Below are 23,417 nucleotides of genomic sequence, written 5' to 3'. Positions count from 1 at the left end.
GCGGTCATTTGATGTTCGATCTGCGGGCCACGCGGGCGAGGTGGTTCGTAGAAGGGTCCACCGCTACGCCGCGTCGCTACGGGTGGCGGCGAGTTCGGGGAAGGCTTCCTCCCAGCGCTGGCGGAGTTGGGGTGGCAGCCAGAGGGTGGGCCAGAATCGCCGGAGGAGGTCGGCGTCGAGCCAGGCATTGAGCGGTGTCCGCAGCCCTGACCGACTGGGAGTCGATAATCCCCGCTGTCGGCTCGGGCTGCCGGTCGTGGGCCAAGCGGACCTGCTCCCGCAGCTCGGTGAGGATCCGCTCGGTCACACCCCGCCGGTTCAGGCGTTGGAAGTGGGAGTACACGGTCTGCCAGGGCGGGAAGTCCACCGGCAGGTACCGCCACGCGCACCCGGTACGCACCACGTACAGGATGCCGTCGACGATCGCCCGACGCGGGTGCTTCTCCGGTCTGCCCATCCACTGCGGCGACGGCAGCATCGGCTCGACGATCTCCCACTCGGCATCGGTCAGGTCAGACGGGTACCGCCGCGCTCGATCCATGCCCGTCTACCGACCGAGCCCGGCCCATCGATCGCACCCACTGTGCGACACACCCGGCCAGCACACATCCCAAACGCGCTCTCACAGTTCGCATCGTTCCATCCGACGGCCGGAAACCCGAGACGCGAGCCGTCCTCTCCGGGGCAGCCTCGCCCCACCATCGACCCAGGCACCAGAACTATCGATCAGGACCTCGCGTCAAGCATCCTGCGATGCCGTTTCGTCAACCATCATGCGAGAGCAGGCATAGAGACAGCGTGTCAGCAGCACCAGATAGCGGCACCTCTGGTCGCCCCCCACTTCTTTACCTCCGCATAGAACTGGGTTGCCTTCAGTTCCGTACACGAAAGCGCGGCGCGAATAGCTCTTCCCGCAGCCTCGACTCCCACGTGTTTCCCGCCCCACGCACTCTTTAGTACGAATGCCAGAGCGGAAATCAGGTCATGCCCAGAGCAGAAGTCCCGGCGGCTATACGTTCCCCAGGACCACGCGCTCATCGCGGTCGCGACATCCTCCGCGCGCACAGCACCCTTGCTTCTACCCGCCGCGATGGCGGCTAGTCTGGGCTGCGAAACCTGCAGAGTAGCTGTATCGATGACTTCATGAACAGGAAAGTCGCGAACCTTTACCCCCCACCCGTTCCGAATGTTGAGCATCCTAAGGACGCCCACCTCTGAGGCAACTTCGACAAGAACCGAGAGCGGGTCCGCCTGCCCAGATTTGGTCAGATGCGCGCGCACGGTTGGACCATCACAGTGAACTGACACAACGCGCTGACACACGTTGCCCGAAAAAAGTGCGGTCGCATCAATGTCATAGAAGTCAGTGTAGATCACGTTCGGGATCCGAACAGCGGCGGCGAGGAGACCCTCCCAATCTCGGTCAGCTATCCCGAGGACTCGCTTGAGCTTCCTCTGGTTGACTAACCGAATGGTGGCTAAGAGATTAACTTTGCCGCCAGTGGGCAGCGAGCGGCATTCGACGTCATCCAGATGCGGCTCCAGTATTGCCATGTCGTTCGGTCCTTCTACCAGAAGGATCGTCCGCTGGTCTTTCGTGCGCAGCATCTCTATTTCCATCAGCAGGACGTCTGGGGTCAGGGACTCAACCAGGTCGTTTGCCTGGCTCATCCCTCGACCTCGCTATCATTAGCGCTCGGCAAGAGGGGAACTGTTCTCTCTATCCACTTGTGCGCGATCTGTGGAGAGTGCGTCGCTACTACGAATCGAAGAGACGTCAGCCGCGCCACCCGGACAATGTCGTTCAAGAATTCTCGCTGCCAACTCACGTGTAGTGAGATCTCGGGCTCGTCGATTAGCACCAAGCTGCCCGCTTGGACCCGAAAGAGCAGGTCGTATACAAGAACCAGTTCGTGCTGCTCCCCCGAAGAGAGCTGCTCGGGACGAACCTCTTCGCCCTGAGCAGTCTCAAAGACGAAGCCTTTCTCTCGATCGATACGCAGATATTTGTGCAGGAATCGAGAGTTCACAATCTCGATAAGCAGTTCAAGCTTCGCTAGAAAATCCTCGAACTGATCGAGCTTAAGGCTGGAGTCCAGCAGGTAAGTCCAAAGGACGCGACGCTGCCACGGCAGGAGGACTTCGGGAATTGGAGGCTCAGGAGCCTCTTCTAGCAGATCGATCTGAGCCAACCGCTCCCGTAGGCGCGCTTGGCGGAAGTACTCCTCTCGGATCTCCGCATCGTCAGGTGGCTCTGGCTGATCATCCCCGGTTAGGACTCGCGCAGGAAAGGTCCGGTCTAGCTCCTGCGAGACTGGGGAGCTTTGTGCCAATACTTCCTTGATGCGGCGGGCGATATCTGCGGAGTACGACTCCGCCCTGGACTTGCTGCGGGATCCGATCTTCTCGCCATCGGGTTTACTAGGAAAGGGCGTCAAATCCAGTAGCCGTTGAGTCTCAATGAGGTGGATGTTGACGTCCTCAATCAGTCTCTTGTAAACCGGATGGCGATCCTCATCGCGGTACCGGCCGTGACTAAGCCTGAGGAATTCCCTCATCAGCCAAGGCTCAATCGAGCTCGAGTCTCGCTGCTGTTGGAGCATCCAGTTTTCGAGCATGAGCATCTCTCGATGGCTCGCGAATGGAGCATCGTGGGCCGGATCCCTGAGAATGGGCTCGGTCCAGCGCTTGACCTCACCCTCGCCCTCGCTGTATCGGAAGACCAAATGAGTGCCGTGCAAATCGTCCTTGTAGGAGACGTTGCTACGCTTCGGGCTTTTTCTGTGCGGACCCTGAGAGCGCTTGGTTCGCTGAACGTGTAGCGTTGAACCTCCGCTGAAGTTCATGACCATCGTTATGAACGGGATGGTGTGAACCCTAGCCAATTCCCCCCGTAGGATGGCATGCGTTAGCTCCAGCAGTTTGGTCTTGCCGATACCATTCGGTCCGTGCAGAATCACAAACTCCCAGTTTTCCGGGAAATCAAAGCGGTGATCGAATGCACCGAGGAGCTTTCCTACACGCACACTTGTAAGATTCCTCATCTACCCCCACATTCCGAGCTAGCCCGTAGGACCGCAAGCCTGCTCACTTCCGATGCGATGAAGCCCTCGAACCCGGCCGACGGACTTCGATCTGAAGGATCGACACGGCCGAGCAGTCCATAAGAGCAGCTTCTTGGCTGCCCCACAAGTCCTCTCTAACAGTCAGGACAAGGATCTAGCGGAGCAAGTCGGGCAGCATACTATTATGCGATGCGTCCACTTCCTGCCAAGGCCGCCGAGGCTGCGGAACGCCACCTAGCTCTCGCGCATCCACGGCGATGGCGGCACGTGCAAGCTGTAGCAGCGAAGGCGACATACCTTGGAGGGCCGTGCTGGCGTCGTATGAACTCAACCGATCGCCGTCTCGTCGAGCCATTCTTGGGGGATGAGCTTTTCTCCGCCTCGCCAGTTGTGCTCCACGGAGTCCTGGAACCATGCCTCAGGCAGGTTTGCGTGGTCGCAGACGATGACTTGCATGTTGGGTGTCAGCTCGACTATCACGTCGTAGATCAGTCGGAAGAGGCGACCGACTGCTTCCCGGTCGGTGTCCTGGCCGGGTGTGCCCGATTGCTGGTCAACCTCGGATCGATACCACACCTGGGTGGGCTGGTCGAGCATGAGCAGGCGGGGGACTGGTCGGTGCTGCCGTACGAAGTATCGGTGCAGCGCGAGGTGGGTGATGAGGTGGTAGCCGACCCAGTTCTCCCCGCTACCGATTCGGAATAGGGGTGCCGGGCCTTGCTCGGTGTCGGTGACGACGGTGAGGCGGTTCAGGTCGAGACGGACGCTCCCACCGCGGTGCTCCAACTGGAGCCGGTCAGCCCACCGGGTCATGTCTTGGCTGATAGACACCAGGCGTGAGGTGAGTTGCTCGCGTTCCTCGGCTGGGTCAAGCTCCGCTTCGAGCGCTTGCACCTGCCCGAGGGTAGTCTCGTATTGACGGCGGAGCCGCGCCAGCTCGGCGTCCGAACTGCCAGGCAGCGCGGCGAGCGTCGCGTGGATACGGCCGCGGGTGAAGTCCCTGCGTGCGGTGTCGGGAAGTTGTTCGGTGATCGTCTGGCTTGCTGTGAGTGCCTGGATGACGCCCTCGGCCGCTCTGAGTTCGTTGCGCAGTGAGGTGGCCCGCTCGTCGAGCGCCTGCAGGGCGGCGCGCCGGGCGGGCCGCGCCGCGTCTACGCCGTTGAGCTGGCTGGTGAGCTGCACCAGACTTTGCCGCAGCTGCTCTGGTGAGGGGTCTGGTTCAGTGAGCTGCGAGCCGCAGAGCGGGCAGGGCAGTGTTTCATCGATGGTGTCGGTGGCAGTTGCTGGGTTGCTGTTGGCGGGCAGCCCGAGGAGGTTGAGGCTTGCCAGCCTCGCGGACTGGAGGCGGACAGCGCCAGCGAAGTCGGTCTCTGTGTCGTTCTGCTGCAGGAGCACGTCGCGTTCCGCGTGGAGGGCGCGTAGCTGGTCACGGAGTTGGTCGCGCTCCCGCTGTAGCCCGGCTATGCGGCTGGCGGTATCGGAGTCGAGTGTTGCCGGGGCGCTGACCGCTGCGGTGACGGCGGTGTGCAGGAGGCCGACTGTGGTGGATCGGTCCGCCGGTTGTGGGGTGTCGACCATTCCGAGGGCGTATGCCTCGCGCCAGAGTGTCGCTAGGCCCGCATCGGCAGCCTCACTTGCTCGAAGTGTTTGCCGGTAGGTTGTTTCCGCGCGCCGCAGCTCGCGACGGGCGGCAGCGAGCTGGGCACGCTTGAGTGCCTGGTCGCGCGGTACGGCGCCGATGAAGTACGGGACGGTGTCTTTGAGGGTTTGCGCCATGCCCTGGTCGCCCTGGCGGTGGAACAGCAAGTCGCGGGCGGCGATTTCGCCTTGCCGCTGCAGGCACAGCAACGCGGCGTGACCGATGTGCGCTTCAAGTGGGTACCGGGAAGACCCTATCGGCGGTTCGTGCAGATTTTCCTCGATGCCAATGCGGCGCCCGAGTTGCTCCCGGACAGCATCCGAATCGGCGTTCACGACGAGGTCATCGAACTCTAGTGGGGCCAGGTCGCTACCGAACTCCAACATCGCGCGCTGGGTAGATGCCTTGCCTACATCAGGTGCAGGTCGCGCGACGAACGCTCGACCGCCGTCGAGCTCGAACAACGCCGCGTACCAGGACACGGTGCTGGTGATCGGGCCAATCGGCATCTGCAACGTGTCGCGACCCAGGCAGTACTCGACGATGTCGAGCAGAGCACTCTTCCCCGTCTTCGACTCCCCGGTGACGATGTTGAGCGCGCCGGTGGTGAAGTTGAGGACGCGCCGACGTCCGTGGGTGCTGTAGAGGATGATCGCGAGCAGCTGCACAGTGGTCAGGGTGTCACGCCGAGTACCGCAAACACTGTCGCGGTGTTGTCAATCTTCGCCAACCAACGGCCAACAAAGCTCGCCCTGCGGAGGATGTCCGCAAGTTCATCGGGCATCTGAAACCCCTTCGGCCGACGCGTCCTACCTCGTAGCGCGGTCCCCTCGAGGGTGAGCGCGCCGTGAGTGAGACCGAACCGCACCCCCTCCTTCACCGGCTCGACAAGACCCTGCGCACGGGGCGGGAACCCGGCGCGCAACGCTGGGTTGCGGGAGGTCCACGTTGCGAGGTGAGTTCTGACCGAGGTCGGGAGAGCTTGGCGGGTGCCGCGGTGCAGGACTAACGGGACGATGATAAAGGCCATCGGCCACGGCATCGCCCGGTTGGACTCCTTGCGGTACCCATCAGCGGCGGTGGCGAGGATCGCCGCGACCAGCGCGGGGTTCAGCATCGCCGCCGTGATTGGCGGCCGTTCATTCCACGCCGTCACAGATCCCCCCAGGGCGTCGCTGTGCTTGAAGACGGTGATGTGCCCGCTCATGCGGCGACCTGCAGCAGCCTCTCGATACGGCTCTCGAAGTCGGGGTGCCAGCCGATCCGGCCGGCATCAGCTAGGACGTGGCGCTTGCCGCGAACGAAGAACGGCTCGTTGTAACGCGCACGGACGCTGATGCCGGTCTGCGCGAGGAGTTGCCGCAGCATCTGTTTGCCAGCCTCTTGCTTGGCGGCCTCGTCCGCGTCGTCGTCGAGCGTGTCGAGCATCCAGTCGAACTCACGATCCCACTCGTCGACCAGCTCGGCCTCGAATCTGTTTAGCTCGGCCACACCGATGAGGTCCTCGTCGAGCCACCGGACCGTCTGGACGTAAGCGCGGTAGTAGTCGACGATTGCCTTCTGCAGGTTCCGCGGCGGATAGGCAACCCACTGCATCTGCTGCACGAACGTATGGGTCCGGTACTCTGCGGCGACCGTCTCGCCATCGACGTCCAGCAACTCGACCATGGTCGGTAGGCTCTCGCTGGTGAACTGGTCGCGGATGTCGGCGATCGCCGAACGCGCCACGCCGACATCGAGGCTCGAAAGCCTGCCCTGCAACATGGCCAGTGCCTGCTCGTCCCACCAGCGCCAGATCATCGCTAAGAACAGCTCCTCGTGCCCCGTCGGCAGCGCCCAGTGAAGGTGCGTGCGAACCAGCGCGGGCACGTCATGGATGTGCGGCGATCCATCGATCACGCGGATCCTCGTGAGGAAGGCTCGGCGGTCTGCCGGACTCAGCTCGAGGAACTGCTCCCGTGCCGTCTTGGTTTGTTGTGAGGTCGTTTCTCTAGCCACAGCTTCCAGCCCGATGAGGGCGGTCTTCTCGTCGAGGGTCTCCGGCCGCAGGGCGGCGATCGCTGTTCCATCAGCTGCTGTCTGGGTCGTGATCAGGAGCAGCTGCGGCCCGGACGTGTCACCCGGCGTCGCGGTATCCATCCATACTTTCAGCGTTCGCCAAACGTCCGGCGAGGTATCGGTCAGTGCCCGGTGTGTCAGCTGGTGATGCTTGACTTGGAGCAGATGAGTCGGGTTGTTGTCCGCCTCCCAGGCGACGTCGTCATGCAGCTCAAGACTGATGGACGCGTCCGGTCTGTCAACCCCGGAGCCTAGAAGCTCCACCAATGCCCACCAGGTCTGATGCTGATACCCGACCGCGTTAGGCGCTGCACTGTGCGAACCCGGAGCCATTGTGTGAGTTTCTACCCCTGCTGACGATCATGTCTAGCCGACAAACAGGGCATTGACGAGGCACCGTCTGGCGCGAACATGAAGCGGATCCGCCACTGCGTCCGACAGACGGCGTGATCAACCATCTGCACCTCGGCAGAAGCGGATGCGAGCGGCTCGGTCTCAGACGGCTGTTTGCGGGGGTGCTATAGCGGGTCTGGCAGCGTTCGCGGCTCATCAGCAGACCCACGGGCACTCACCCCAGGTCGCCGAAGTAGCCCTCTTCCTCGCCGAGCAATAGCGGTACGTCGTACACCGACATGTCCGGCCGCGGCCTCGCGTACCGCACTCCGTGCCGCCAGCGGCCGTGTTCGAAGGCCACATCCGCGTCAATCTCTGCGACTACGGTCGGCTCCACCTGCACGTACTGCAACGGCTCCGGCCGTTCCAGTTGCCCAGACCATGACGCCGGCAGCGGCTCCGGCCACGGGTGGGCCGACACGGCCCGATAGTGCTGCACAGGGTGCAGCGGCGAGAGCATCGCGCCGAGTTGCTCCCGCTGGACTCTGGTCAGCGGGTGGGTGCGGCCGGTGTAACGGAGTCGGCCCCGTCGATCGAACCGGCCGAGCAGCGCGGTGACGGGGCTGCGCATGCTGCCGGTGACCCCGCCGACGATCGCCTCGGTCACGAGCCTCGTCCTGAACTTCCACCAGCCCCGCCGGCCCGGTTCATATCGGCCGGCCAGGCGCTTGCTCACCACGCCCTCAATGCCTGCAGCGACGGTCCAGTTCAGCAGCCAGTCCGCCACCTGCTGCATGTCGGTGGTCTGCGGAGTCTGGGTCAGCTCGGTCGGCGCGTCGATGAGCAGCTGCTCGAGCCGGGCTCGTCGCTCCGACAGCGGCAGCTCCAAGACCAACTCGCCGCCAGCGTCGGCCAGCAGATCGAACAGAACGTAGTGGGCGGGGCAATCACGGGCCAGGCGCAGCAGCCCGCGACCGGCGGTGATCCTCCGCTGAAGCAGCGCGAAGTTTGTCCTGCCTCGCTCCCACACGATCAGCTCGCCGTCCAGCACCACTCCGTGCGGGAGTGTCCGAAGCGCCCGGCTGATGTCCGGAAAGTAGGTGGTCAGGTTACGGCCGACCCGCGACTGCAGGTACACACCGTCGGCCTCGCGGAAGGCGATGCACCTCCAGCCGTCCCACTTGGGTTGATGTACGAGGCCGGGGCCCTCGGGCACGGCGTCGACCGGCTTGGCGAGCATCGGCGCGACCGGCCGGCGCAGCGCCGGGTCTGCGGCTGCGCTCCCGCGGCGCCAGGCCGGGCTCACCGCCCGCGCCGGCCCTGAATGTGCGTCATTCTCGCATCGTGGAGGATGGAAAAGCCGGTGGGGGCTAATATTTGCGAGAAGGAATGCCCGGCGGTGGCCACGGCCTGATCAGTGGAAGATCGCGTGGACGAGGTCGACGCCGGGCGGACGAGGCGAGGGCCCGGCCGGGCCGTCGGGTCTGATGGTCTTCGAGGTGGTCGCGGCGGCGGGGCGGCGCGGAGTTGAGCCGCAACGGTGAGTTGCAGCTCAACGAAATTCGAGTTCGCTGCTTGAATGCTGATCATGCAGCGATTCGGTGGAGCTCACTATTCTGTAGGCCCAATCAAGAACAAGCTCCCCGTGCCCGTCGGCAGCTGGACCAGCAGGAGTTGGGCGGGCAAGTCGACGGCGTCCGGCATACGCCCTGGGCCAGCGCGTTGTGGCTGCCTCGCCGACCGCGTTGGTGGCGTCCATCACCTCCTGCTGGCCCGACCATTCGGTCCAGCCTGGATCGGGTATCGCGGTCGCGGGTGGCGGCGCTGCGGAGGCGCGTCGACGCGGCGGTAACGGCGCTGCACGCGGCGAGCGCCAGCAGCGGTAGTGCCAGCAGTAGGGCGGTCGGGCGTCGGGGCATGGGTCAGCCCTCCTTCGGCGGCCACCTGCGGAGCCGCGAATCAGACTCTTCGCGAACGGCGATCTTTTTGGTGTGAGACGAACGCTCGCCCCGATCGATTCCCCTCAACTGGGCGAGTCCGCTTTACTGCGTGTTGGCCGGTCATTTCCGCCAGAGATCCAGTCGTAGCTGATCTCGGATCTGGACCGACGCCCCGTCCCGAGCGGCTGGATGTTGGTGCGTGCGGCACCACCGGCCGTTGGCAACTGCTCGGGACGGGCATCTCAGGCTGCCTTGGAACGCCTCTTTCTGATCTTGTTCGCGACGGCGTCGGCGGCTTCGCGGTGGAGTTGCTTGCTGACGCTTTGGTAAGTGTCGCGGGTGAGAGTGGTAGTGGTGTGGCCGAGTTGTTCGGAGACGACTTTGATGTCGACGCCGGCGTCGAGGGCCAGGGTGGCGGCGCTGTGTCGGAGGTCGTGTAGGCGGATTGGTGGCAGTCCGGCCTTGCGGACGAGTCGGCGGAATCGTTGGGTGACGGCGTTGGGATGCCAGGGGTGGCCGTCCGGACGGACAAAAAACAGCCCGGTGCTGGGCCATGCCTCGCCGGCTGCGAGACACCACTTGGCGCGGAGGGCCTTGTAGGCGGTGAGGACCCTGACGGTGTCGGCGTCGAGGGCGACATCGCGGTTGCCGGCCTGGCTCTTGGGGGCTTTCTGGACTGGGCTGTATCCGTGGGTGGCGATCTGGTTGTTGATGGTGGTTTCGTGCCGGTGAAGTCGGACTTCGCTGTCGCGTAGCCCGCAGGCTTCGCCGCGGCGGGGTCCGCGGTAGGCCATGTAGTGCCACATCGGAAACAGATCGGGTGCGTGGTTGGCGGCGTAGTCGAGGAATTCCACGATCTGGTCGTCGGTCCAGACCATGACCGGTCCGGGGACCTTACCGGTCTTCTTCCACTGTTGGACGCGTTCGTCTTCCCACATGATTGGGCGGGCGGGTTCGCCGGGGACCTTGACCAGCGCGGCGGGGTTGGCGCCGACGATGAGTTCCTCGGCGAGGGCGTCGTTGATGGCTTTGCGTAGGCAGGCGCGGATGCGTTGGCGGGTGTTGGGGCCGGTGGTACGTACACCGGCGACGGTCTTGCGGACGGCGGGGTCGGGACTGGCTTTCGCGGCGACGATGTCGGCGTTTCGGCCTTCGATCGCGACGAACATGGCGCGGATGTGGCTGGTGCGTAACTTGTCGAGCGGGATGTCAGCGAGGTGTGGGATGAGGTGTACACGCACGATTGACTCGTACCCGCGCAGGGTGTTCGCATCGACGTCGATGTGGGCTAGCCAGCTGGTGAGGTAGTCGGCGACGGTGGGCATGTCCGCGAGGACCCCGTCGCCGCGCAGTCGTTGGCGGATGCGGTCGACGTCGGGCAGGGGTCGTTTGGCACGTACGGCGCTTTGGATGAGGTCGGCGATCTCGCTGCGGCGTCGGGTGTCGGCGGCAGGCGCGAGGGCGAGGAGCTCACGGACGTGGTCGAGTTCGTCGGCGGCAGCTCGTCGGGTGGGTAGGCCGGCGCGTCGCATAGGGCGTCGGCGCCCGTCGGTGCTGGGAGGGAGTTCGAGTTGGTAGGCCCAGCTTCCGTGCTCGGAGCTCCAGGCGCGGTTGGGCCGGCGTAGTTTCGGGCAGTCGTTTCCGTAGGGCTTGCCGGTGTCGGGGTGGCGGCAGCCGCAGCGTTTGAAGATGCTTCCTGCAGGCATGGCTGGTAGTGCTCCTTGTCCAGATGTGGTGCATCGGTTTCGGTGATCCACATCGACGCGTGACATGCGGGCATAATCAAGTCGGCCGGGCTCGTCCATTGGACGGGCCCGGCCGATATGGTTGCGGAATCCGGAATTCAGATGGAGGGGCGCGGGCCAGTATCCGGAGTGGCTATAGGGCCCGCGCCAGGCGGTTATGGGAAGGTGTCCGTTGTGGCCCTGGGTTCCCCTCGAGATGCGGGGGCGTCGAGCAGGTGCAGGGCAGTCAGTAGCGACGCGGTGGGGATCCGGTAGTGGCTGCCGACGCGGAAGTGCGCCACAGGGAACGCGTCACGCCGGATCAACTTGTAGGCCGTGGAGCGGGACATGCCAAGCACCGACGCAGCGGTAGCCAAGTCGGTGCTGGCACCCAAGGCGCGGATACTCTCGGCTGTCCAAACGATCTCCGAGCTGGCCGGCGTGCGGCTGGGAAACTGCTCTTGTAATACCGAATTCTTGTGTTCATGGGGTCGCATGATCGTCTCCTCATTGGTGGCGGGATCTCGAGTGTGGCTCGCGCGCCGTTGTGCCCCTGCGGTCGAAGCGGAGCCCTCATTACAGCGAAGGCGAATCGCTGTAGCGATTCACTACAGGTACTCCGCAGAGGTCGTCGCCGTGGGCGCTGGTGCTGCCGGCGCATCAGGCCGACGGGGATGTGGTTCTCGCGCAGCCACAGACCAGGTCGACCTGATCTAGCGCCGCTGCATGGGCGACTGCCGCCTCAGCTGGTACCTCGACGCTGCATGTTTGGTTACGGCAGATGTGAGCTGCTGGCCAGCTACCGTTGCCTGCGAGCGCCAGGTCCTGCGTTGCGCTGTCGCCGATGACGAAGCAGATTTTCTGCCCGTTCTGCCTCACTGCTCGTTGAAGTGCGGCGGCGAACGCTGGGTCCGCCTTGGCCGCTCCGACCTCACCAGAGATCCAGACGCGATCGAAGATAGGGGTCAGCCGAGTAGCTGCGAGCTTCATGCGCTGTTGGGCGGGCAGGCCGTTGGTGGCCACCCACAGTGCATGGTCCTTCCGGAGCGATTCGAGGCCGTCCTCGACGCCCGGCAGTAGCCGGAGGGCTCCTCGACGGTAGGCGCGAAAGGCGCGGGCGGCGGCAGGTGCCTGAGTCGGGTCACCATGCATCGACTCGATAATCGTCGTCCAGACCTGAGTCTCGTACACGCGCAGTGAGCCATCTACTGCCGCCGGCAGTCCACTGCCCTCATGCGGCAGCCACAAGGCCTCCCACCCGCTTACGGCGGCAAGCGGGCCCGTGCGGCGGTGAGGATGGCGTGACCACATCTTGCGGATATGCGTGAAGGCATTATCGATCACCGTCGGATCTGTAGCTATGTGTGCTGACGTGAGCGCTGCAGTCACTGACTCTCGCGTCGCGAGGGTGTCGTCGACAAGCGTGTCGTCAAGGTCGAGTACGAGGACGTTGATGACTGACCTCCGTGCAATCCGCGCGACGTTCTTGGTTGTGTCTCATAGGGTTCGTGTCGTAGTCTTTGTCAATCAATCACAGAGCCACTTGCCCCGGCATTTACTCCATACGCCGAGAGGGCGGTTGTGCTCCGACGGAGGATACGTGCAGATCGACATAGTGCATCCCGGGTACCTTCCGGTGCGGCCCTCTGACCTACAAGATAAAGGGCTGGGCGGCAACGAGACCGCACTGGTTCTCGCTGCTCGTGGGCTGGCGGATCGGGGGCATCAGGTGAGAGTCTTCGCCGATTGTCCCACCGTCGAGGATCAGGGCGTACGTTGGGAGCCGCTACGTTCGTTGCGCGAAGATGAGCGGCGAGATGTAGTGATTTTCTGGGTACGTACGAAGAGAGTCGATCCTGCAAGGTTCAAGGCGCCGGTTAGGGTGGCGAAGCTGGGCCTCAAGACACCTAATGAAAGTCTGCTGGGTCAGGCCCTGAGGGGTGACGTTAATGTCTTGATCGCCTTCTCTGATTTCCAGCGGAGACTTTACCTGGATAACTTCGGTTACCCCGAGTCTGCGCATTGGGTGGTCACCGCTGACGGGCTGGATGTATCGCATTATGCGCGGAGGTTGCCGAAGGTACCGGGCAGGTTCTTGCACGCCGCCAATCCGAAGCGAGGGCTGGAGCCGCTCCTAGGCATGTGGCCGGCCATCCGTCGGGCGTATCCGGGTGCCGAGTTGTTCATCGCGTCGAGCCACCTGCTGCGGGGGATCTCTCCGGATGAGGATGAGCGGCGCGCGGGAGATCTGTACCGGCGGGCGGCAGCGATGTCGGGCGACGGCGTGCGGTTCCTGGGAAGGGTCGCGAAGCCGGACCTGATCAAGTTGCAGCTGACCGCAGAATTCTACCTCTATCCGACCTCGTACCCGGAGACGTGCTGCATCGCCGCGCTGGAGGCCGCGGCCGCGGGCCAGGTGATCGTGTGTTCGCCGGCCGGCGCACTGCCCGACCGAGTAGTGGACGGCGTAACCGGCTTTCTTGTGGATGGGGATCCGGGGGCTCCTGCGGTGGCACAGCTCTTCGCTGAGCGGGTCGCGCTGCTGCGGCAGGATCCTTCGCGCCTGAGGCGGATGGCGCAGGCGGCTCGTGACCTTGCCGCGACTCATGACTACGCACATGTGCTGCCCATCTGGGAGGAGGCGTTCGCGCGGGCTGCGAGGTCCGCACGAGCGTGACCGGCCGTGGTCTGGCGGGGAGGTCAGGCGTAGGGGTTGTCGCTGCTGTGAAGCATCTCGACCCGCTCGTGTTGAGCGGTGAACTCCTCACGGCGACGGTCGCGCTGCTTCCACAGCACCGCCAGCCACCGTAGAGCGCAAGTTCGCTGATTCGCGGCGAAGCGGCGACGGTTGACGCCGGTGATCCCGAGGTCTGGCAGGAGTTGCACCCAGATGCAGTCCGGGACGGCGCGGCCGGAGATGTGCTCGATGAGGTCGGCGGCGTCGAAGTCGACGTTGCTGTAGCCGGCGTACTCGAAGTCAACGCACGCGGCACAGTCGTCGGTCACCATCCAGTTGAGTAAGTTCGAGTCGCCGCGGGACAGCACCGGTGCGGCCTGAGCGGTGACCAGGTCGGCGTCGCCACTGCGCCGCCAGACCTCCAGCAAGTGCTGCATAGCGGGGGTCAGCGGGTCGTTGGGCTGGTTGGCCAGCAGGTCGGGCCAAGTCTGAGTCAGGCGGATCATGTAGTGCTCGCCGGAGTCGACTCGTGGCAATTCGGCAAGCAGACCGGTCAGGGGCACCGCCTGGAGTCTTCTGGTGGTGCCCGCGAGGGCGCGCAGGGCGGCCAGCTGGTCTGCCGCTTTGATCATCGGCCGTCCATGAAGGCGGGTCATGCCGATCGCGGGCTCGATCGGCTTGGCATCACGCCACAGCGGAGCGGGCACGGTATGGAGGTGGTGGGGGGCGAGCAGGGTCAGGGCTGCCCACTCTCGCTCGACGCGATGCCGGTCGGTCTTGACGTATAGCTTGATGACCGCCTCGCCGTCGTCGTGCGGAGATGTCCACAGATAGATGTCGTTCTGCATCCCGCCGGTGAGGGGGCGCAGACCCAGCGCCGACAGGGCTGCGTCTCGGTCCCCGGCGCTGGCGCGCACGCGACGGAGCTCGGCGAGCAAAGCGGCGGGGGGAACGTCGATGAGCGGCACAGTCATGGCGTACGGACTCCAGCTCGATGGAACGGATCGGACTATAGAGATCGACGGTAGTGCTGGGGCTATGCCCCGAGGCGCATGACGCGGCTTGCATCGTCGCCGGATGGCGGACAGGCCGAGGGCGGCGAAATCAGGTCGGTGACGGCGGCGAGTACCGCCCGCTGCGTCTCGTCCGTGGTGAGTCCGCTGACATTGATTGCATGCAGGTCAGGGTTGTTCTCGGCGAGGGCAGCGTATGCGTCGTGGGCGCAGCGGAGGAAGGCCCGTTGCTCGGCGGTGTACGGACGGCCCTGCCGTCGCTCGGCGCGGGCGATGGCCTCGTCGGGGGGAAGCCGCAGCCATACCGATCTAGTGGCGGCCGGGCCGGCGAACGTGCCGACCTCCAGGATCCAGGCGATCGCCTCGTCAGGTGGGGTTCGGTGTTTCTGCACCAGCGAGGCGAGGCTGTAGGAGTAGAGGGTGTGCAGGCCCCGGTCTTCGATGACGATGCCGGAGGCGAGCGCGCTGGCGATGTGGGTGGCGTAGGTGTCGATCCGGATCGCGGCCGCGAGGTAGGTGTCGGTGAGCACGCTGTCGTGCCGTGAGAATGGGTCACCGGAGTCGAACAGGGCCAGCAGGGCCTGTCCGAGCGGTTCGGCGGCGCGCGTGAGGTTGTCGGGCAGGTATGTGACGGTGGTTCCACGCTCGGACAGGTGGGCGGCGAGGGCGCGGGATTGGGTGGTCTTGCCGGCGCCGGGCAGGCCCTCGAAGGCGATCAGCACGCGGCCGCTCTCCTGTCGTATCGAGTTCCGGTGGCTGCGGTGGCCAGGATGGTCAGCATTGAGTCGGTGAGCCCTGGTGCCGTGGCGATCGTGGTCAGTGACTTGCTGTCGTGAGGGCTGCCGTCGGTGTCAGTGACAGCCGCGCCCGCCGCGCGGGCGATGGCAACGCCAGCGGCCATGTCCCAGTCGCGGTTGCCCAGTGTGACGCTGGCGCCGAGGGTTCCGTCCGCTACGAGGGTGAGGTCGACAGCCGCACTGCCGAGCATGCGGACCTTTCCTGCGACCGGCGCGAGCGCGGCGTGCAGGGCCACAGCGACGGCGTTGCGTGCCGGGGCGTCGTCGCCTGTGCCGTAGTCACCGATCGCGATCATCGATTCGCCGACGTCGGTCGTGCTGGATGGGGTGATCGGGGTCCCGTCGCGCCAGGCACCGAGGCCGGGCGCTCCCCAGTAAGTGCGGCCGAGCGCGGGGAGGCCGATCACGCCGAGCATGGGTCGGATGCCGTCGGTCAGCGCCAGGGAGATGCCGTAGAGCGGCAGGCCGTGCACGAGGTTGAAAGTGCCGTCGACCGGGTCCAGGACCCATCGGTGCGGCGTGGCGGGCTTGCCGCCGGATTCCTCGCCGAAGCGGTCGATGTGGGGTGTGCGGTCGGCCAGGAATGTGAGGATCTCGCGTTCGATGGTGTGGTCGAGGTCGGTGGCCACGTCGCGGTTGCCCTTGGGGATGACCTTTTGGACGGTCTGGGTTGTCAGGCGTTGGGCACTGCGGCGCACGGCGTCAAGCGCGATGTCGAGCAGAGGACCGATGTCGGTCATCGGGTGGCTCCTACGGGGGTGGACGCTGCGGATATGTCGTGGAGGTAGGCGATGGCGGCAGTGAGAATTCGTGCCGGTGGCGCATCGGTGCGCAGATGCAGCGCTGGGGCGTCGATCCGGTCGGCGGTGGCGTGCAGCCGTTGGTAGAGGGCGAAGTCGCGGTCGGAAGCTGGGTGTCGGTCGTGCTGCCGGTCGGCGGCGAGGCGGGCCCGCGCAATCGGAGCCGGGCACCAGCACCTGATGATCGCCAAAGGCTGTTGTAATCCAGCCGCGAGGCGAACGACATCGCCGATCTGGTAGCTGCGAGTGCAGGTGCGCTCAAGGATCACCGTCGCATCTGGGTACCGAGTCAGGTGCTCCCGGGCCGCCTGGTGCAGCAGTGAGATGACGAAGTCGTCCTGGTCCCGGCTGTAGGTGACGTGCCCGCTGGCTTCGTAGAACGCGGCCCGGACGCGGTCTTTGTCGAGCACCAAGCAGCCCTGGCCGAGGCGCGTGTGCAGTGCAGCGGCCAGGGAGCTTTTGCCGGTGCCGGGCAGACCGGCCATCTGCACGATCACGGGCGACCTCCGGTCTCCGGCGGGCGGGTGGTGATGCTGGCGGCATCACCCTCTCCGCCGTTGGACAGGGGCGGCCGTTCGGGCAGCTGGGGCCAACACGAGCGCAGCAGGTGCCATCCGGTCAGGGCGGCGTCGGGTACCACGGCAACGGGGGGCGGCGGCGTGGGGGAGTGGGCGCTGTAGCGGAGCGCATCGGCCAGCGCTGGCCAGCGGCGCTGAGCGGCGACGCGGGCCAGGGTGTGGAGGAAGCCGTCGTCGTGGCTGAGGATCGGCAGCGGCTCAAGGTGGGCATAGTGTTGCGGCGCAGGTGTGCGGCGGTTGAGGACGGAGGCTATGTGGGCAGGGTCGCCCGTGTGCGCGAGGCGTGCGCTCAGGTCGAGGGTGAGGCCGGGGATCAAGGGGTCGTCGAAGTCTCGGTGCAGCGCGGTGGGTCGGCGCCCGGTGGCGTAGTAGCCGCAATTGGTCAGGGCGTTCACGGCGACGTCGGCAGCCTCGGCGGGGATGAGGATGTCGACGTCGCTGGACTGGCGGGATCCATCAGCGCGGTAGAGCAAGGTCGCGTGGGCGATCCCGTTTATTGCGGCGGCCTTGACGCCGCAGCCGGCCAGGATGGTGATGACGCGGGCCGCTTCGCGGTGGTGGGTTCGCCAGCGGTGGGTGTTGAGCCGCCTTTGTCCGCGTAGGAACTGCTGCATCGGCCGCGTCAGGCTTACCGTGTGGCCGTGTCGGTCGAGCCAGTCGGTCAAGAGGCAGAGCATCTTGGCGGTGATGGCGTGCTCCAACACCTCACCGAATGGTGGGAGGTCCCTAGCATCGACATTGGTTGCGGTACCAGTCGGTTCGCAGGCGGCGCGCAGCAGCCGGTATACCCGTGGGTGGCCGGTGGTGTCGGGGAAGAAGCTGGCGGGGGCGTCGGTCATCGGAGCTCTCCAGCGTTGAGGAGGCCATCGACAGCAGCGACCAGGGCGGCCGGGTCCGCGCCGGCGTGGATGCGGTAGCAGGGCAGCAGGGCCAATGCGGCGGCGGTGCGTCGTAGGTGAGCCTCGGTAACGTCGTCGGTCGGGCCGGGCACAAGCCATTGATTGATGTGCGCGCTTGTGCCGCGCTCGGGGTCGTGCATGAACATGCGGGTATCGAGCAGCGTCTGGTGCACCTCGCCGGCATCGACACGCTCGACGCTGACGTCGGCGCGGTGGGGGTCAAGGTGTGGCCAGATCATCAGTGACGGTGTCATCTGACGGGCGACCTTCCCTCCGTGGTTCAGGAGGGTGGAAAATTCTTCCGGCTCGATGGCGACCTTGTTCGGGAAGGCCCACTTGTCGTCCGTCGTCAGCGCTCGCTGATCAGCGGGGACCCGGTGGCGCAGGTGAGGTAGGGCGGCTAGCGTGCCGATCCCCGCGCGCAACGGCATCGGCCAGGGGTATCCGTGCAGGCCGCTGTCCTGGGCGTGCAACATCAGCCGGTCGTTGGTCACGTAGTCGCCGCCGAGGTAGTGCAGCCCGGCCAGCAGGGTGGTCGTCTTCCCGCGTCCACGGTGCCCGGCGACCAGGATGCCCCGACCGCGCACGATGTACGCCGCGGCGTGGGCGTAGACCACGCCCGCAGTCAGCAGCTGCGCGGTCATGGCCTGCCGCACCAGTCGCGGCGCCCACAGGCCGGCCGCCTCCGCCGTGGCGCACCAGACATTGATGATCCTTGTCGCCTGACTGGTACGCAGCAGCGTGCCTCGGTCGGGCACCCAGAAGACGCGTACCGGCCATTCCCCCTGCTGGTAGGCGTAGCTCTGGGGGCCGATGTCGAAGCCCATCCCTCCGGACTTGGCTGCCGGGGTGAACTCGACGTCGCGCTCAAGGCTCAGGTGGATGTTCCACGTCGCGGGCCCGGCCGGTTGGACCTCGTAGGAGTAGAGCACCCGCTGCGCCTCGGCCAGCGCACGCGCGTCGGAGTGAAGCGTGACGCTAGCGTCGCCGCACCGGAACGTTGCGGCGACGCTGTTGGCGTCGAGCGTGACCGGGCCGGCAGGCGTGAGGCTGGTCATCGGTTCTCCGTGACGAGGTGAAGCGGTGAGTGCGCGGGCAGCCGGCGACGCGCATGCCCGATGAGGCTGGCGAGCTTCGATCGGTCTCCTTTGCGGTAGAAGTCCGCAAGATTTGCGCCGTGGAGGGCACGACGCAGCCAGGCTGGCTCCGTGGTCTTTTGGGCGGGCCCCCAAGCGGCGAGTCCGGGCCCAGCGAGCTGGTAGCCGTCTTGAGTGAGGATGGCGGTGACCTCTACTGCCGGCGCGCGGCGGTACTTGTCCGCGTTGGCATCTTCCCGTTTGACGGCCGGGTGCCTTGTGGTGGGTAGGTCGGTGTAGAAGTTCACAACTGCCGCCGGGCCGTCGAGCACCAGGGTGAGGTGCCAACCGCCGAACGGGATCGCCGCTAGGGACCCCGCGGGGCACTCCTGATAGCGCAGGGTCTGCCGGCCGTCGGCGGTCCGCCAGGCGGTGATCATCAGCGTGCGGCCGGTGAGGGTCTGGAAGACCTCCAGCTGGGTCGGGGTGTTCCAGTGCCCGGTCGAGCGGTGCAGCTCCCCGCCGGAAAGCACGCCGGGCTGGTACTCGACCAGGTCGGCGAACCAGTCGGTGTCGAGTAAACGCCGGCACGGCAGATAGTCGCGGTGGGCGGTGTAAAGCACCGGATCGTCCCCGGTTCCCCGTTGGCCAAGCACGGCGTCGCTGACGAAGACGGTGTTCCGACCGTGGTGATGGCGGGCAATCAGGTCGGACAGGCGGAAGCTCGCGCTACCTCGGCGCGCGGGCGGTGCGGTCGAGGTGGCAGCCGCTGCGGTGGTGGTCATCGGGATTCCGGGGCCAGGGCGGCGTGGCGGGCGGCGAGCACCGCGTTCACCATCTGGTCGAGCGCGATAATGCTGAGGACGCCGGGTCGGGCTGGACGACCAGCCTGCCGGTAGTAGACGGCCTGGCAGCCGGCGCCCAATGCGCCTCGGACGTCGGTGAGCCAATCGTCACCGACGTGGATCACCCGGTCCGGCGTGGTGTGCGCGCGTTCCGCGACCCTGAGGAATACCTCGCGTCTGGGCTTCGCGACACCGAGATCACCACTGAACATCATGTCGGCGAAGAACGGCGACAGCTCAAGGCTATCGAGCAGCTGTCGGTGAACCAGGGGCGAGGTCGACAGCGTGTTCGAGGTCAGCACGAGTCGCGCACCCGTTCTGGCGAGCGCCCGTAGCGTGTCCTGCGCGCCGTCGATATGGCGTGGGCATCCGCGCAGGCTCGCGTGGGTGTGCACGACGTCGAGGACCTGCAGCATCTCCGGCGTCTCTTGGACGGCGAGCGAGTTGAGGATCTCGGCGAGCAGCTTCGTGGTGGTGGGCTGCGTCCCTTCGTGGCGCTGTTGGTGAAGAGCGAGGCGGTCGACGGAAGTCACTGCCTGGCGGATCTGGGAGGCGGGTCTGTCCTGGTCGAACGCGGCCAGAACTTGGCCGAACTCGGCCACTCGCCAGTCTGTCACGGCGGCCTGGTCGCTGTGCTCTATCAGAGTGCCCCACAAGTCGAGGCTGACCGTCCATCCCGAGAGATCTTGTCCGGTGGTCATCGTGGGGTCTGCCTTTCGGATGATGCCGGCGTCATCGGTCGGTGGGTGCGGATCCACGCGGCGGTGCTGAGCAGGTCATGGCTGGCCCAGAGCAGGGATCCGGGGACGACACCGTTGGCGCCGGCAGCGGCCACCGACGCGACGGTGTCCTGGCGGATGCCGCCGTCGGCGATGATCGGAACCATCCGCTGCTCAGCATCGAGCAGCCGCCGCGCCGCGGTGATTTTGGCGAGGACAGTGGGCTGCATGGTGGTGCCTTTGGTGCCAAGGGGAGTGCCGATCAGGACGATCGCGTCGGCCTCTGCGAGCAACCCGCGAACGTCGGCAGGGTCGGTGTCGAGCGTCAGCGCGATGCCCGCAGGCCGTCCAGCGTCGTGGATCGCTCGTACGGCGTCGGCCGCGCCTGTGGCTTCCGCGTGCACGGTGATCAGGTCCGCGCCAGCGTCGGCGAACGCGCACGCGAGTCGGGCCGGTCGGTGCGCCATCAGGTGCACGTGCAGCGGTCGGGCGGTGTGCGGACGGACCGCGCGCACGAGATCGGGGAAGAACAGCGGCTCCGGCACGAAGTGGGTGTCGGAGGCGTCGATGTGCAGCAGATCCGCGTGTGGGCTGATCCGGGCCGCCTCAGCGCCGAGCGCGGCCAGGTTAGCCGACCATAGGGACACATCCAGCAGCAGCCGGTCGCGCGGGAGCGCATCGAGCCAGGACGCCATGATCATCCTCTTCTCTCTGCACGCTGGGACAGCGGCGCTGCCTGAAGGGTGCCGAGGAGCCGGTTGGTGATCTCCTCAGCGATCTCTCCCGGGGCGCGCAGTCCAACTGGAACCCGAATCACTCGGTCGTCGTGGTAAGCGAGGATCTGCCGGTAGGCGGCGGTGTAGCGGGGGAGAAACAGCAACCGTTCGATCGCGGCGGGGTGGCCGCCGCCGTGTCCCCGGGCGATTGCGCGTTCCCGAGCCAGTGGCCACGGCGTGTCGAGATACACCGGCACGTCGGGCTCGCAGAACCAGGGCGCGACGACGGCCTGTAGCCGTTGCAGCGTACGAAGGCTGTCGGCATCGGGCTCGGTCTCGGTCAGCACCGTCAGAGCCCATGCGAGTTTGGAGTAGATGCCGTGGTCGACCAGCACCACGTCGTTGACCGCCAAGGCGGGCTGGAAGCAGTGAACGTGGTGGTGGGCCTCGCGGCACAGACGTAGAAGGACGTCGACGATGCTGTGGTGCGGGAGGGTGTATCCGCCTAGACCGGTGCGCGCCCGCAGTGGAGACCGTTCGAGAAACGCAGAGAGTCGGCCGATGCTGCCGGTCTCTCCGCCGTAGTGGACGACTTGGACAGCGAATCCGGCTCGCCGAAGCCGCGCGCCCACGAGCTGGGCCGCAGTCGTCTTGCCCGCCCCCCAAACCCCCTCGATCGTGACCAGGAGGCCTTTCGGCGGCGCCAGTCGCCACGACGGACTGGCCAGCCCGCCGACGACCGGTGTGTCCGGTGACGTCATCGAGTGGGCCCTCCCATCGGTATCCAGTCGTAGTCGACGGCTGGGTTTCGGGTCGGCTCGTACTCCAGCCCGATCCAGCCCTGGTAGCCGATCTCCTGAAGAGCAGCGAGGTAGCCCGGGTAATGCAGGACGCCAGATCCAGGGCGGCCGCGGCCCGGGTCATCGGCCACTTGCACGTGGACGATGCGAGCCGCATGCCGACGCAGCAGCGCGGGTACGTCTTCACCGGAGCGGCCGTGGTGGTAGAGGTCGCACAGGAAGCCGGTGTTGGTCAGGCCGGTGAGGGCATTGACCGTATCGGCGGTCGCCACGGCGGCGTCTGCATCGGCGAGGGGGTAGTTCGGAGCCTCCCTACGGCTGATGGCCTCCAGCACGATCGTGGCGCCGATCGCGTCTGCCGCCGTGGCTGCGGCGGCGAGGCTGTCGAGGGCGAGCTGGTCCTGATGCGCGGGGTCGACGCCTGGTTCCCGGTTGCCGTAGAGCGCGTTGAGGATCCGGCAGCCGGTGCGGGCCGCGAAGTCGATGGCGGTGTCGAGCCCCGCCCGGAAGACCTCTTGGTGACGGGGGCTTGACAGCAGCCCGCGGTCGCCGCCCCGCATGTCACCTTCCACGAGGTTCATTGCGATCAGACATACTCCGGCGTCGTCGAGCGCGTTCTCGTAGGCGTCGACCTCCCGATCGCCGGGCATGTGACTGGTAAACGGCCACCAGCACTCGACGGCGTGGAAGCCGTCGGCCGCCGCAGCAGCCGGCCGCGCCAGCAGGGGCAGGTGACCGTAGAGGATCGACAGGTTCGCGGCGTACCGCATGGCGGGGACTTTCATTGCTGCTCCCGGTGCGTGGTGTCGGTGATGCCGGCGGCATCAGCTGGCGGTTGAGGTGCGTTCACTGACGACGGCAGCTCGGGGAGCAGTCCGACGGTGGCCATGGCGCGGTGGAACTCCTGGGCGCGGTGTGGCGGGTACTGGCCGCTGGCCATCGCCGGCAGGTAGTGGGTGCGAATGCGCTCCCAGGTCCACGGTGAAGAGGCAAAGCGCCCGTTGACGCCGTTGTTGGTCAGGGCGATCCACCGGCGCAGGCAGCTCGGACATTGACCGCAGTGCACCAAGGCGGCACCGGGTGTCGCACAGGAGAACGTCTGCAACAAGTCGTTGACGGGCAGGCCGGAACTGAGGTACCAGGCGACGACGTCCGTCTTCGTCATGTCCCAGAAGGGGCTGTCGACACGGATCGGCCGGTCCGCGAAAGCGGAGAGCATCTCGCTCATTCGTGCGAAGGCCTCAGGGCTCTTGTCGGCCGTGTGGTCGCCTTTGACACCGACACACCAGATCACCTCGGCGCGGAAGCTTGCGAGCATCGCGAACAGCACGTTTCGGAACGGGATGAGATCCCCCTGCGGGGTGGCCCGGCTGGACAGGTCTAGTTCGCTGCTGACCTCCAGGTCCATCCCATGGGTAGCGGCGAGCGCCCGCACGGTGTCGATCTCTTGCTGCCGGCCGTAATGCCCACTATCGAAGTACAGGGCCGGGGGCTTGCCCAGGTAGTGCCAGGCTGGGAAGGAATCGAGGCCGGCGGAGAAGAGGAGAATCTTGCGCATCTGTCACTCCTCGTTGGTGGGGGGCGGCGCGGTGCGGCCGGATGGCCAGGGCGTGCCGCGGAGATGAGGGTCTTCTGAGGCTGAGGATTGCCGGCACCGCTGCCGGTTTCAGGTGGTGAGGGCTGCGGTCGGCTGGCCGTTGCGCGGTTCCAGGTCGAGAGGATCGCGGGCGTTTCGGTT

22 protein-coding genes and 1 pseudogene are annotated in these 23,417 nt (G+C 65.9%); 1 reads left to right on the top strand and 22 read right to left on the bottom strand.

Annotated features, from left to right (window positions below; translation table 11 throughout):
- Nucleotides 1-339 precede the first annotated feature (339 nt).
- From VKK44_RS31070 to VKK44_RS25405, 10 genes and pseudogenes are all read right to left on the bottom strand, one after another.
- Nucleotides 340-541: pseudogene (locus tag VKK44_RS31070) on the bottom strand (transposase); the annotation flags it as partial.
- 260 nt (nucleotides 542-801) lie between these two features.
- Nucleotides 802-1,671 carry a DUF4435 domain-containing protein gene (locus VKK44_RS25445; protein ID WP_343443718.1) on the bottom strand — a complete coding sequence of 290 codons (870 nt, stop codon included), beginning with the start codon at nucleotides 1,669-1,671 and terminating at the stop codon, nucleotides 802-804.
- A complete protein-coding gene (locus VKK44_RS25440) occupies nucleotides 1,668-3,026 on the bottom strand; it encodes an AAA family ATPase (RefSeq protein ID WP_343443717.1) in 1,359 nt (452 codons plus the stop codon). The genes VKK44_RS25445 and VKK44_RS25440 overlap by 4 nt, the downstream gene beginning before the upstream one ends.
- A 366-nt stretch (nucleotides 3,027-3,392) precedes the next feature.
- Nucleotides 3,393-5,372: a DUF3732 domain-containing protein gene (locus VKK44_RS25435; protein WP_343443716.1), complete on the bottom strand. Its 1,980-nt coding sequence runs from the start codon at nucleotides 5,370-5,372 to the stop codon at nucleotides 3,393-3,395.
- Nucleotides 5,373-5,377: 5 nt separating this feature from the next.
- Nucleotides 5,378-5,911 (bottom strand): three component ABC system middle component, encoded by a 534-nt coding sequence (locus tag VKK44_RS25430; RefSeq protein ID WP_343443715.1) that lies wholly within the window; start codon nucleotides 5,909-5,911, stop codon nucleotides 5,378-5,380.
- Nucleotides 5,908-7,026, bottom strand: a complete 1,119-nt coding sequence (locus VKK44_RS25425; protein WP_343443714.1) for an ABC-three component system protein — start codon at nucleotides 7,024-7,026, stop codon at nucleotides 5,908-5,910. Before VKK44_RS25425 ends, VKK44_RS25430 begins: the two co-directional genes overlap by 4 nt.
- A 304-nt stretch (nucleotides 7,027-7,330) precedes the next feature.
- Entirely contained in the window at nucleotides 7,331-8,335 is a 1,005-nt protein-coding gene (locus VKK44_RS25420; protein WP_343443713.1) for an ATP-dependent DNA ligase, read from the bottom strand.
- A gap of 942 nt (nucleotides 8,336-9,277) precedes the next feature.
- Nucleotides 9,278-10,741 carry a site-specific integrase gene (locus VKK44_RS25415; RefSeq protein WP_343443712.1) on the bottom strand — a complete coding sequence of 488 codons (1,464 nt, stop codon included), beginning with the start codon at nucleotides 10,739-10,741 and terminating at the stop codon, nucleotides 9,278-9,280.
- 194 nt (nucleotides 10,742-10,935) lie between these two features.
- Entirely contained in the window at nucleotides 10,936-11,109 is a 174-nt protein-coding gene (locus VKK44_RS25410) for a hypothetical protein (RefSeq protein WP_343447897.1), read from the bottom strand.
- Between the two features lie 310 nt (nucleotides 11,110-11,419).
- Entirely contained in the window at nucleotides 11,420-12,214 is a 795-nt protein-coding gene (locus VKK44_RS25405) for an HAD family hydrolase (RefSeq protein WP_343447896.1), read from the bottom strand.
- Between the two features lie 145 nt (nucleotides 12,215-12,359).
- Here VKK44_RS25405 and VKK44_RS25400 point away from each other — a divergent pair, with 145 nt between their 5' ends.
- The gene (locus tag VKK44_RS25400) at nucleotides 12,360-13,436 is read left to right on the top strand and encodes a glycosyltransferase family 4 protein (RefSeq protein WP_343443711.1); all 1,077 of its coding nucleotides are present in this window, start codon (nucleotides 12,360-12,362) and stop codon (nucleotides 13,434-13,436) included.
- 23 nt (nucleotides 13,437-13,459) lie between these two features.
- Here VKK44_RS25400 and VKK44_RS25395 read toward each other — a convergent pair whose 3' ends face one another.
- The 12 genes from VKK44_RS25395 to VKK44_RS25340 form a co-directional block, all read right to left on the bottom strand.
- Nucleotides 13,460-14,404: a phosphotransferase family protein gene (locus VKK44_RS25395; RefSeq protein WP_343443710.1), complete on the bottom strand. Its 945-nt coding sequence runs from the start codon at nucleotides 14,402-14,404 to the stop codon at nucleotides 13,460-13,462.
- Nucleotides 14,405-14,472: 68 nt separating this feature from the next.
- On the bottom strand, nucleotides 14,473-15,171 hold the full coding sequence (locus VKK44_RS25390; RefSeq protein ID WP_343443709.1) for a dTMP kinase: 699 nt from the start codon (nucleotides 15,169-15,171) through the stop codon (nucleotides 14,473-14,475).
- Nucleotides 15,165-15,986, bottom strand: coding sequence for an inositol monophosphatase family protein (locus VKK44_RS25385; protein ID WP_343443708.1), 822 nt, complete (start codon nucleotides 15,984-15,986; stop codon nucleotides 15,165-15,167). Before VKK44_RS25385 ends, VKK44_RS25390 begins: the two co-directional genes overlap by 7 nt.
- Nucleotides 15,983-16,543, bottom strand: coding sequence for an AAA family ATPase (locus VKK44_RS25380; RefSeq protein ID WP_343443707.1), 561 nt, complete (start codon nucleotides 16,541-16,543; stop codon nucleotides 15,983-15,985). The genes VKK44_RS25385 and VKK44_RS25380 overlap by 4 nt, the downstream gene beginning before the upstream one ends.
- Nucleotides 16,540-17,463 (bottom strand): nucleotidyltransferase family protein, encoded by a 924-nt coding sequence (locus VKK44_RS25375; protein ID WP_343443706.1) that lies wholly within the window; start codon nucleotides 17,461-17,463, stop codon nucleotides 16,540-16,542. The genes VKK44_RS25380 and VKK44_RS25375 overlap by 4 nt, the downstream gene beginning before the upstream one ends.
- Nucleotides 17,460-18,581 carry a hypothetical protein gene (locus VKK44_RS25370; RefSeq protein WP_343443705.1) on the bottom strand — a complete coding sequence of 374 codons (1,122 nt, stop codon included), beginning with the start codon at nucleotides 18,579-18,581 and terminating at the stop codon, nucleotides 17,460-17,462. Before VKK44_RS25370 ends, VKK44_RS25375 begins: the two co-directional genes overlap by 4 nt.
- Nucleotides 18,578-19,384: a hypothetical protein gene (locus VKK44_RS25365; protein ID WP_343443704.1), complete on the bottom strand. Its 807-nt coding sequence runs from the start codon at nucleotides 19,382-19,384 to the stop codon at nucleotides 18,578-18,580. Before VKK44_RS25365 ends, VKK44_RS25370 begins: the two co-directional genes overlap by 4 nt.
- Complete coding sequence (locus tag VKK44_RS25360) at nucleotides 19,381-20,145, bottom strand: HAD family hydrolase (protein WP_343443703.1); 765 nt, start codon at nucleotides 20,143-20,145, stop codon at nucleotides 19,381-19,383. The genes VKK44_RS25365 and VKK44_RS25360 overlap by 4 nt, the downstream gene beginning before the upstream one ends.
- On the bottom strand, nucleotides 20,142-20,864 hold the full coding sequence (locus VKK44_RS25355) for a ribulose-phosphate 3-epimerase (protein ID WP_343443702.1): 723 nt from the start codon (nucleotides 20,862-20,864) through the stop codon (nucleotides 20,142-20,144). Before VKK44_RS25355 ends, VKK44_RS25360 begins: the two co-directional genes overlap by 4 nt.
- Nucleotides 20,861-21,640, bottom strand: coding sequence for a dTMP kinase (locus tag VKK44_RS25350; RefSeq protein ID WP_343443701.1), 780 nt, complete (start codon nucleotides 21,638-21,640; stop codon nucleotides 20,861-20,863). The genes VKK44_RS25355 and VKK44_RS25350 overlap by 4 nt, the downstream gene beginning before the upstream one ends.
- Nucleotides 21,637-22,449 (bottom strand): TIM barrel protein, encoded by an 813-nt coding sequence (locus VKK44_RS25345; protein WP_343443700.1) that lies wholly within the window; start codon nucleotides 22,447-22,449, stop codon nucleotides 21,637-21,639. The genes VKK44_RS25350 and VKK44_RS25345 overlap by 4 nt, the downstream gene beginning before the upstream one ends.
- 11 nt (nucleotides 22,450-22,460) lie before the next feature.
- A complete protein-coding gene (locus tag VKK44_RS25340; protein ID WP_343443699.1) occupies nucleotides 22,461-23,237 on the bottom strand; it encodes a 7-cyano-7-deazaguanine synthase in 777 nt (258 codons plus the stop codon).
- Nucleotides 23,238-23,417: the final 180 nt, after the last annotated feature.

This window comes from Micromonospora sp. DSM 45708, assembly GCF_039566955.1.
Classification (GTDB): domain Bacteria; phylum Actinomycetota; class Actinomycetes; order Mycobacteriales; family Micromonosporaceae; genus Micromonospora.
The sequence above is the reverse complement of the archived record's forward strand: the minus strand, read 5'-3'. Positions and strand labels throughout refer to the sequence as shown.

Excerpts from the sequence above, each read along its gene's own strand:
- VKK44_RS25445 (WP_343443718.1), bottom strand. The coding sequence starts at position 1,671 with ATGAGCCAGGCAAACGACCTGGTTGAGTCCCTGACCCCAGACGTCCTG.
- VKK44_RS25430 (WP_343443715.1), bottom strand. The coding sequence starts at position 5,911 with ATGAGCGGGCACATCACCGTCTTCAAGCACAGCGACGCCCTGGGGGGA.
- VKK44_RS25420 (WP_343443713.1), bottom strand. The coding sequence starts at position 8,335 with ATGCTCGCCAAGCCGGTCGACGCCGTGCCCGAGGGCCCCGGCCTCGTA.
- VKK44_RS25415 (WP_343443712.1), bottom strand. The coding sequence starts at position 10,741 with ATGCCTGCAGGAAGCATCTTCAAACGCTGCGGCTGCCGCCACCCCGAC.
- VKK44_RS25410 (WP_343447897.1), bottom strand. The coding sequence starts at position 11,109 with ATGTCCCGCTCCACGGCCTACAAGTTGATCCGGCGTGACGCGTTCCCT.
- VKK44_RS25385 (WP_343443708.1), bottom strand. The coding sequence starts at position 15,986 with ATGACCGACATCGGTCCTCTGCTCGACATCGCGCTTGACGCCGTGCGC.
- VKK44_RS25375 (WP_343443706.1), bottom strand. The coding sequence starts at position 17,463 with ATGACCGACGCCCCCGCCAGCTTCTTCCCCGACACCACCGGCCACCCA.
- VKK44_RS25370 (WP_343443705.1), bottom strand. The coding sequence starts at position 18,581 with ATGACCAGCCTCACGCCTGCCGGCCCGGTCACGCTCGACGCCAACAGC.
- VKK44_RS25365 (WP_343443704.1), bottom strand. The coding sequence starts at position 19,384 with ATGACCACCACCGCAGCGGCTGCCACCTCGACCGCACCGCCCGCGCGC.
- VKK44_RS25360 (WP_343443703.1), bottom strand. The coding sequence starts at position 20,145 with ATGACCACCGGACAAGATCTCTCGGGATGGACGGTCAGCCTCGACTTG.
- VKK44_RS25355 (WP_343443702.1), bottom strand. The coding sequence starts at position 20,864 with ATGATCATGGCGTCCTGGCTCGATGCGCTCCCGCGCGACCGGCTGCTG.
- VKK44_RS25350 (WP_343443701.1), bottom strand. The coding sequence starts at position 21,640 with ATGACGTCACCGGACACACCGGTCGTCGGCGGGCTGGCCAGTCCGTCG.
- VKK44_RS25345 (WP_343443700.1), bottom strand. The coding sequence starts at position 22,449 with ATGCGGTACGCCGCGAACCTGTCGATCCTCTACGGTCACCTGCCCCTG.
- VKK44_RS25340 (WP_343443699.1), bottom strand. The coding sequence starts at position 23,237 with ATGCGCAAGATTCTCCTCTTCTCCGCCGGCCTCGATTCCTTCCCAGCC.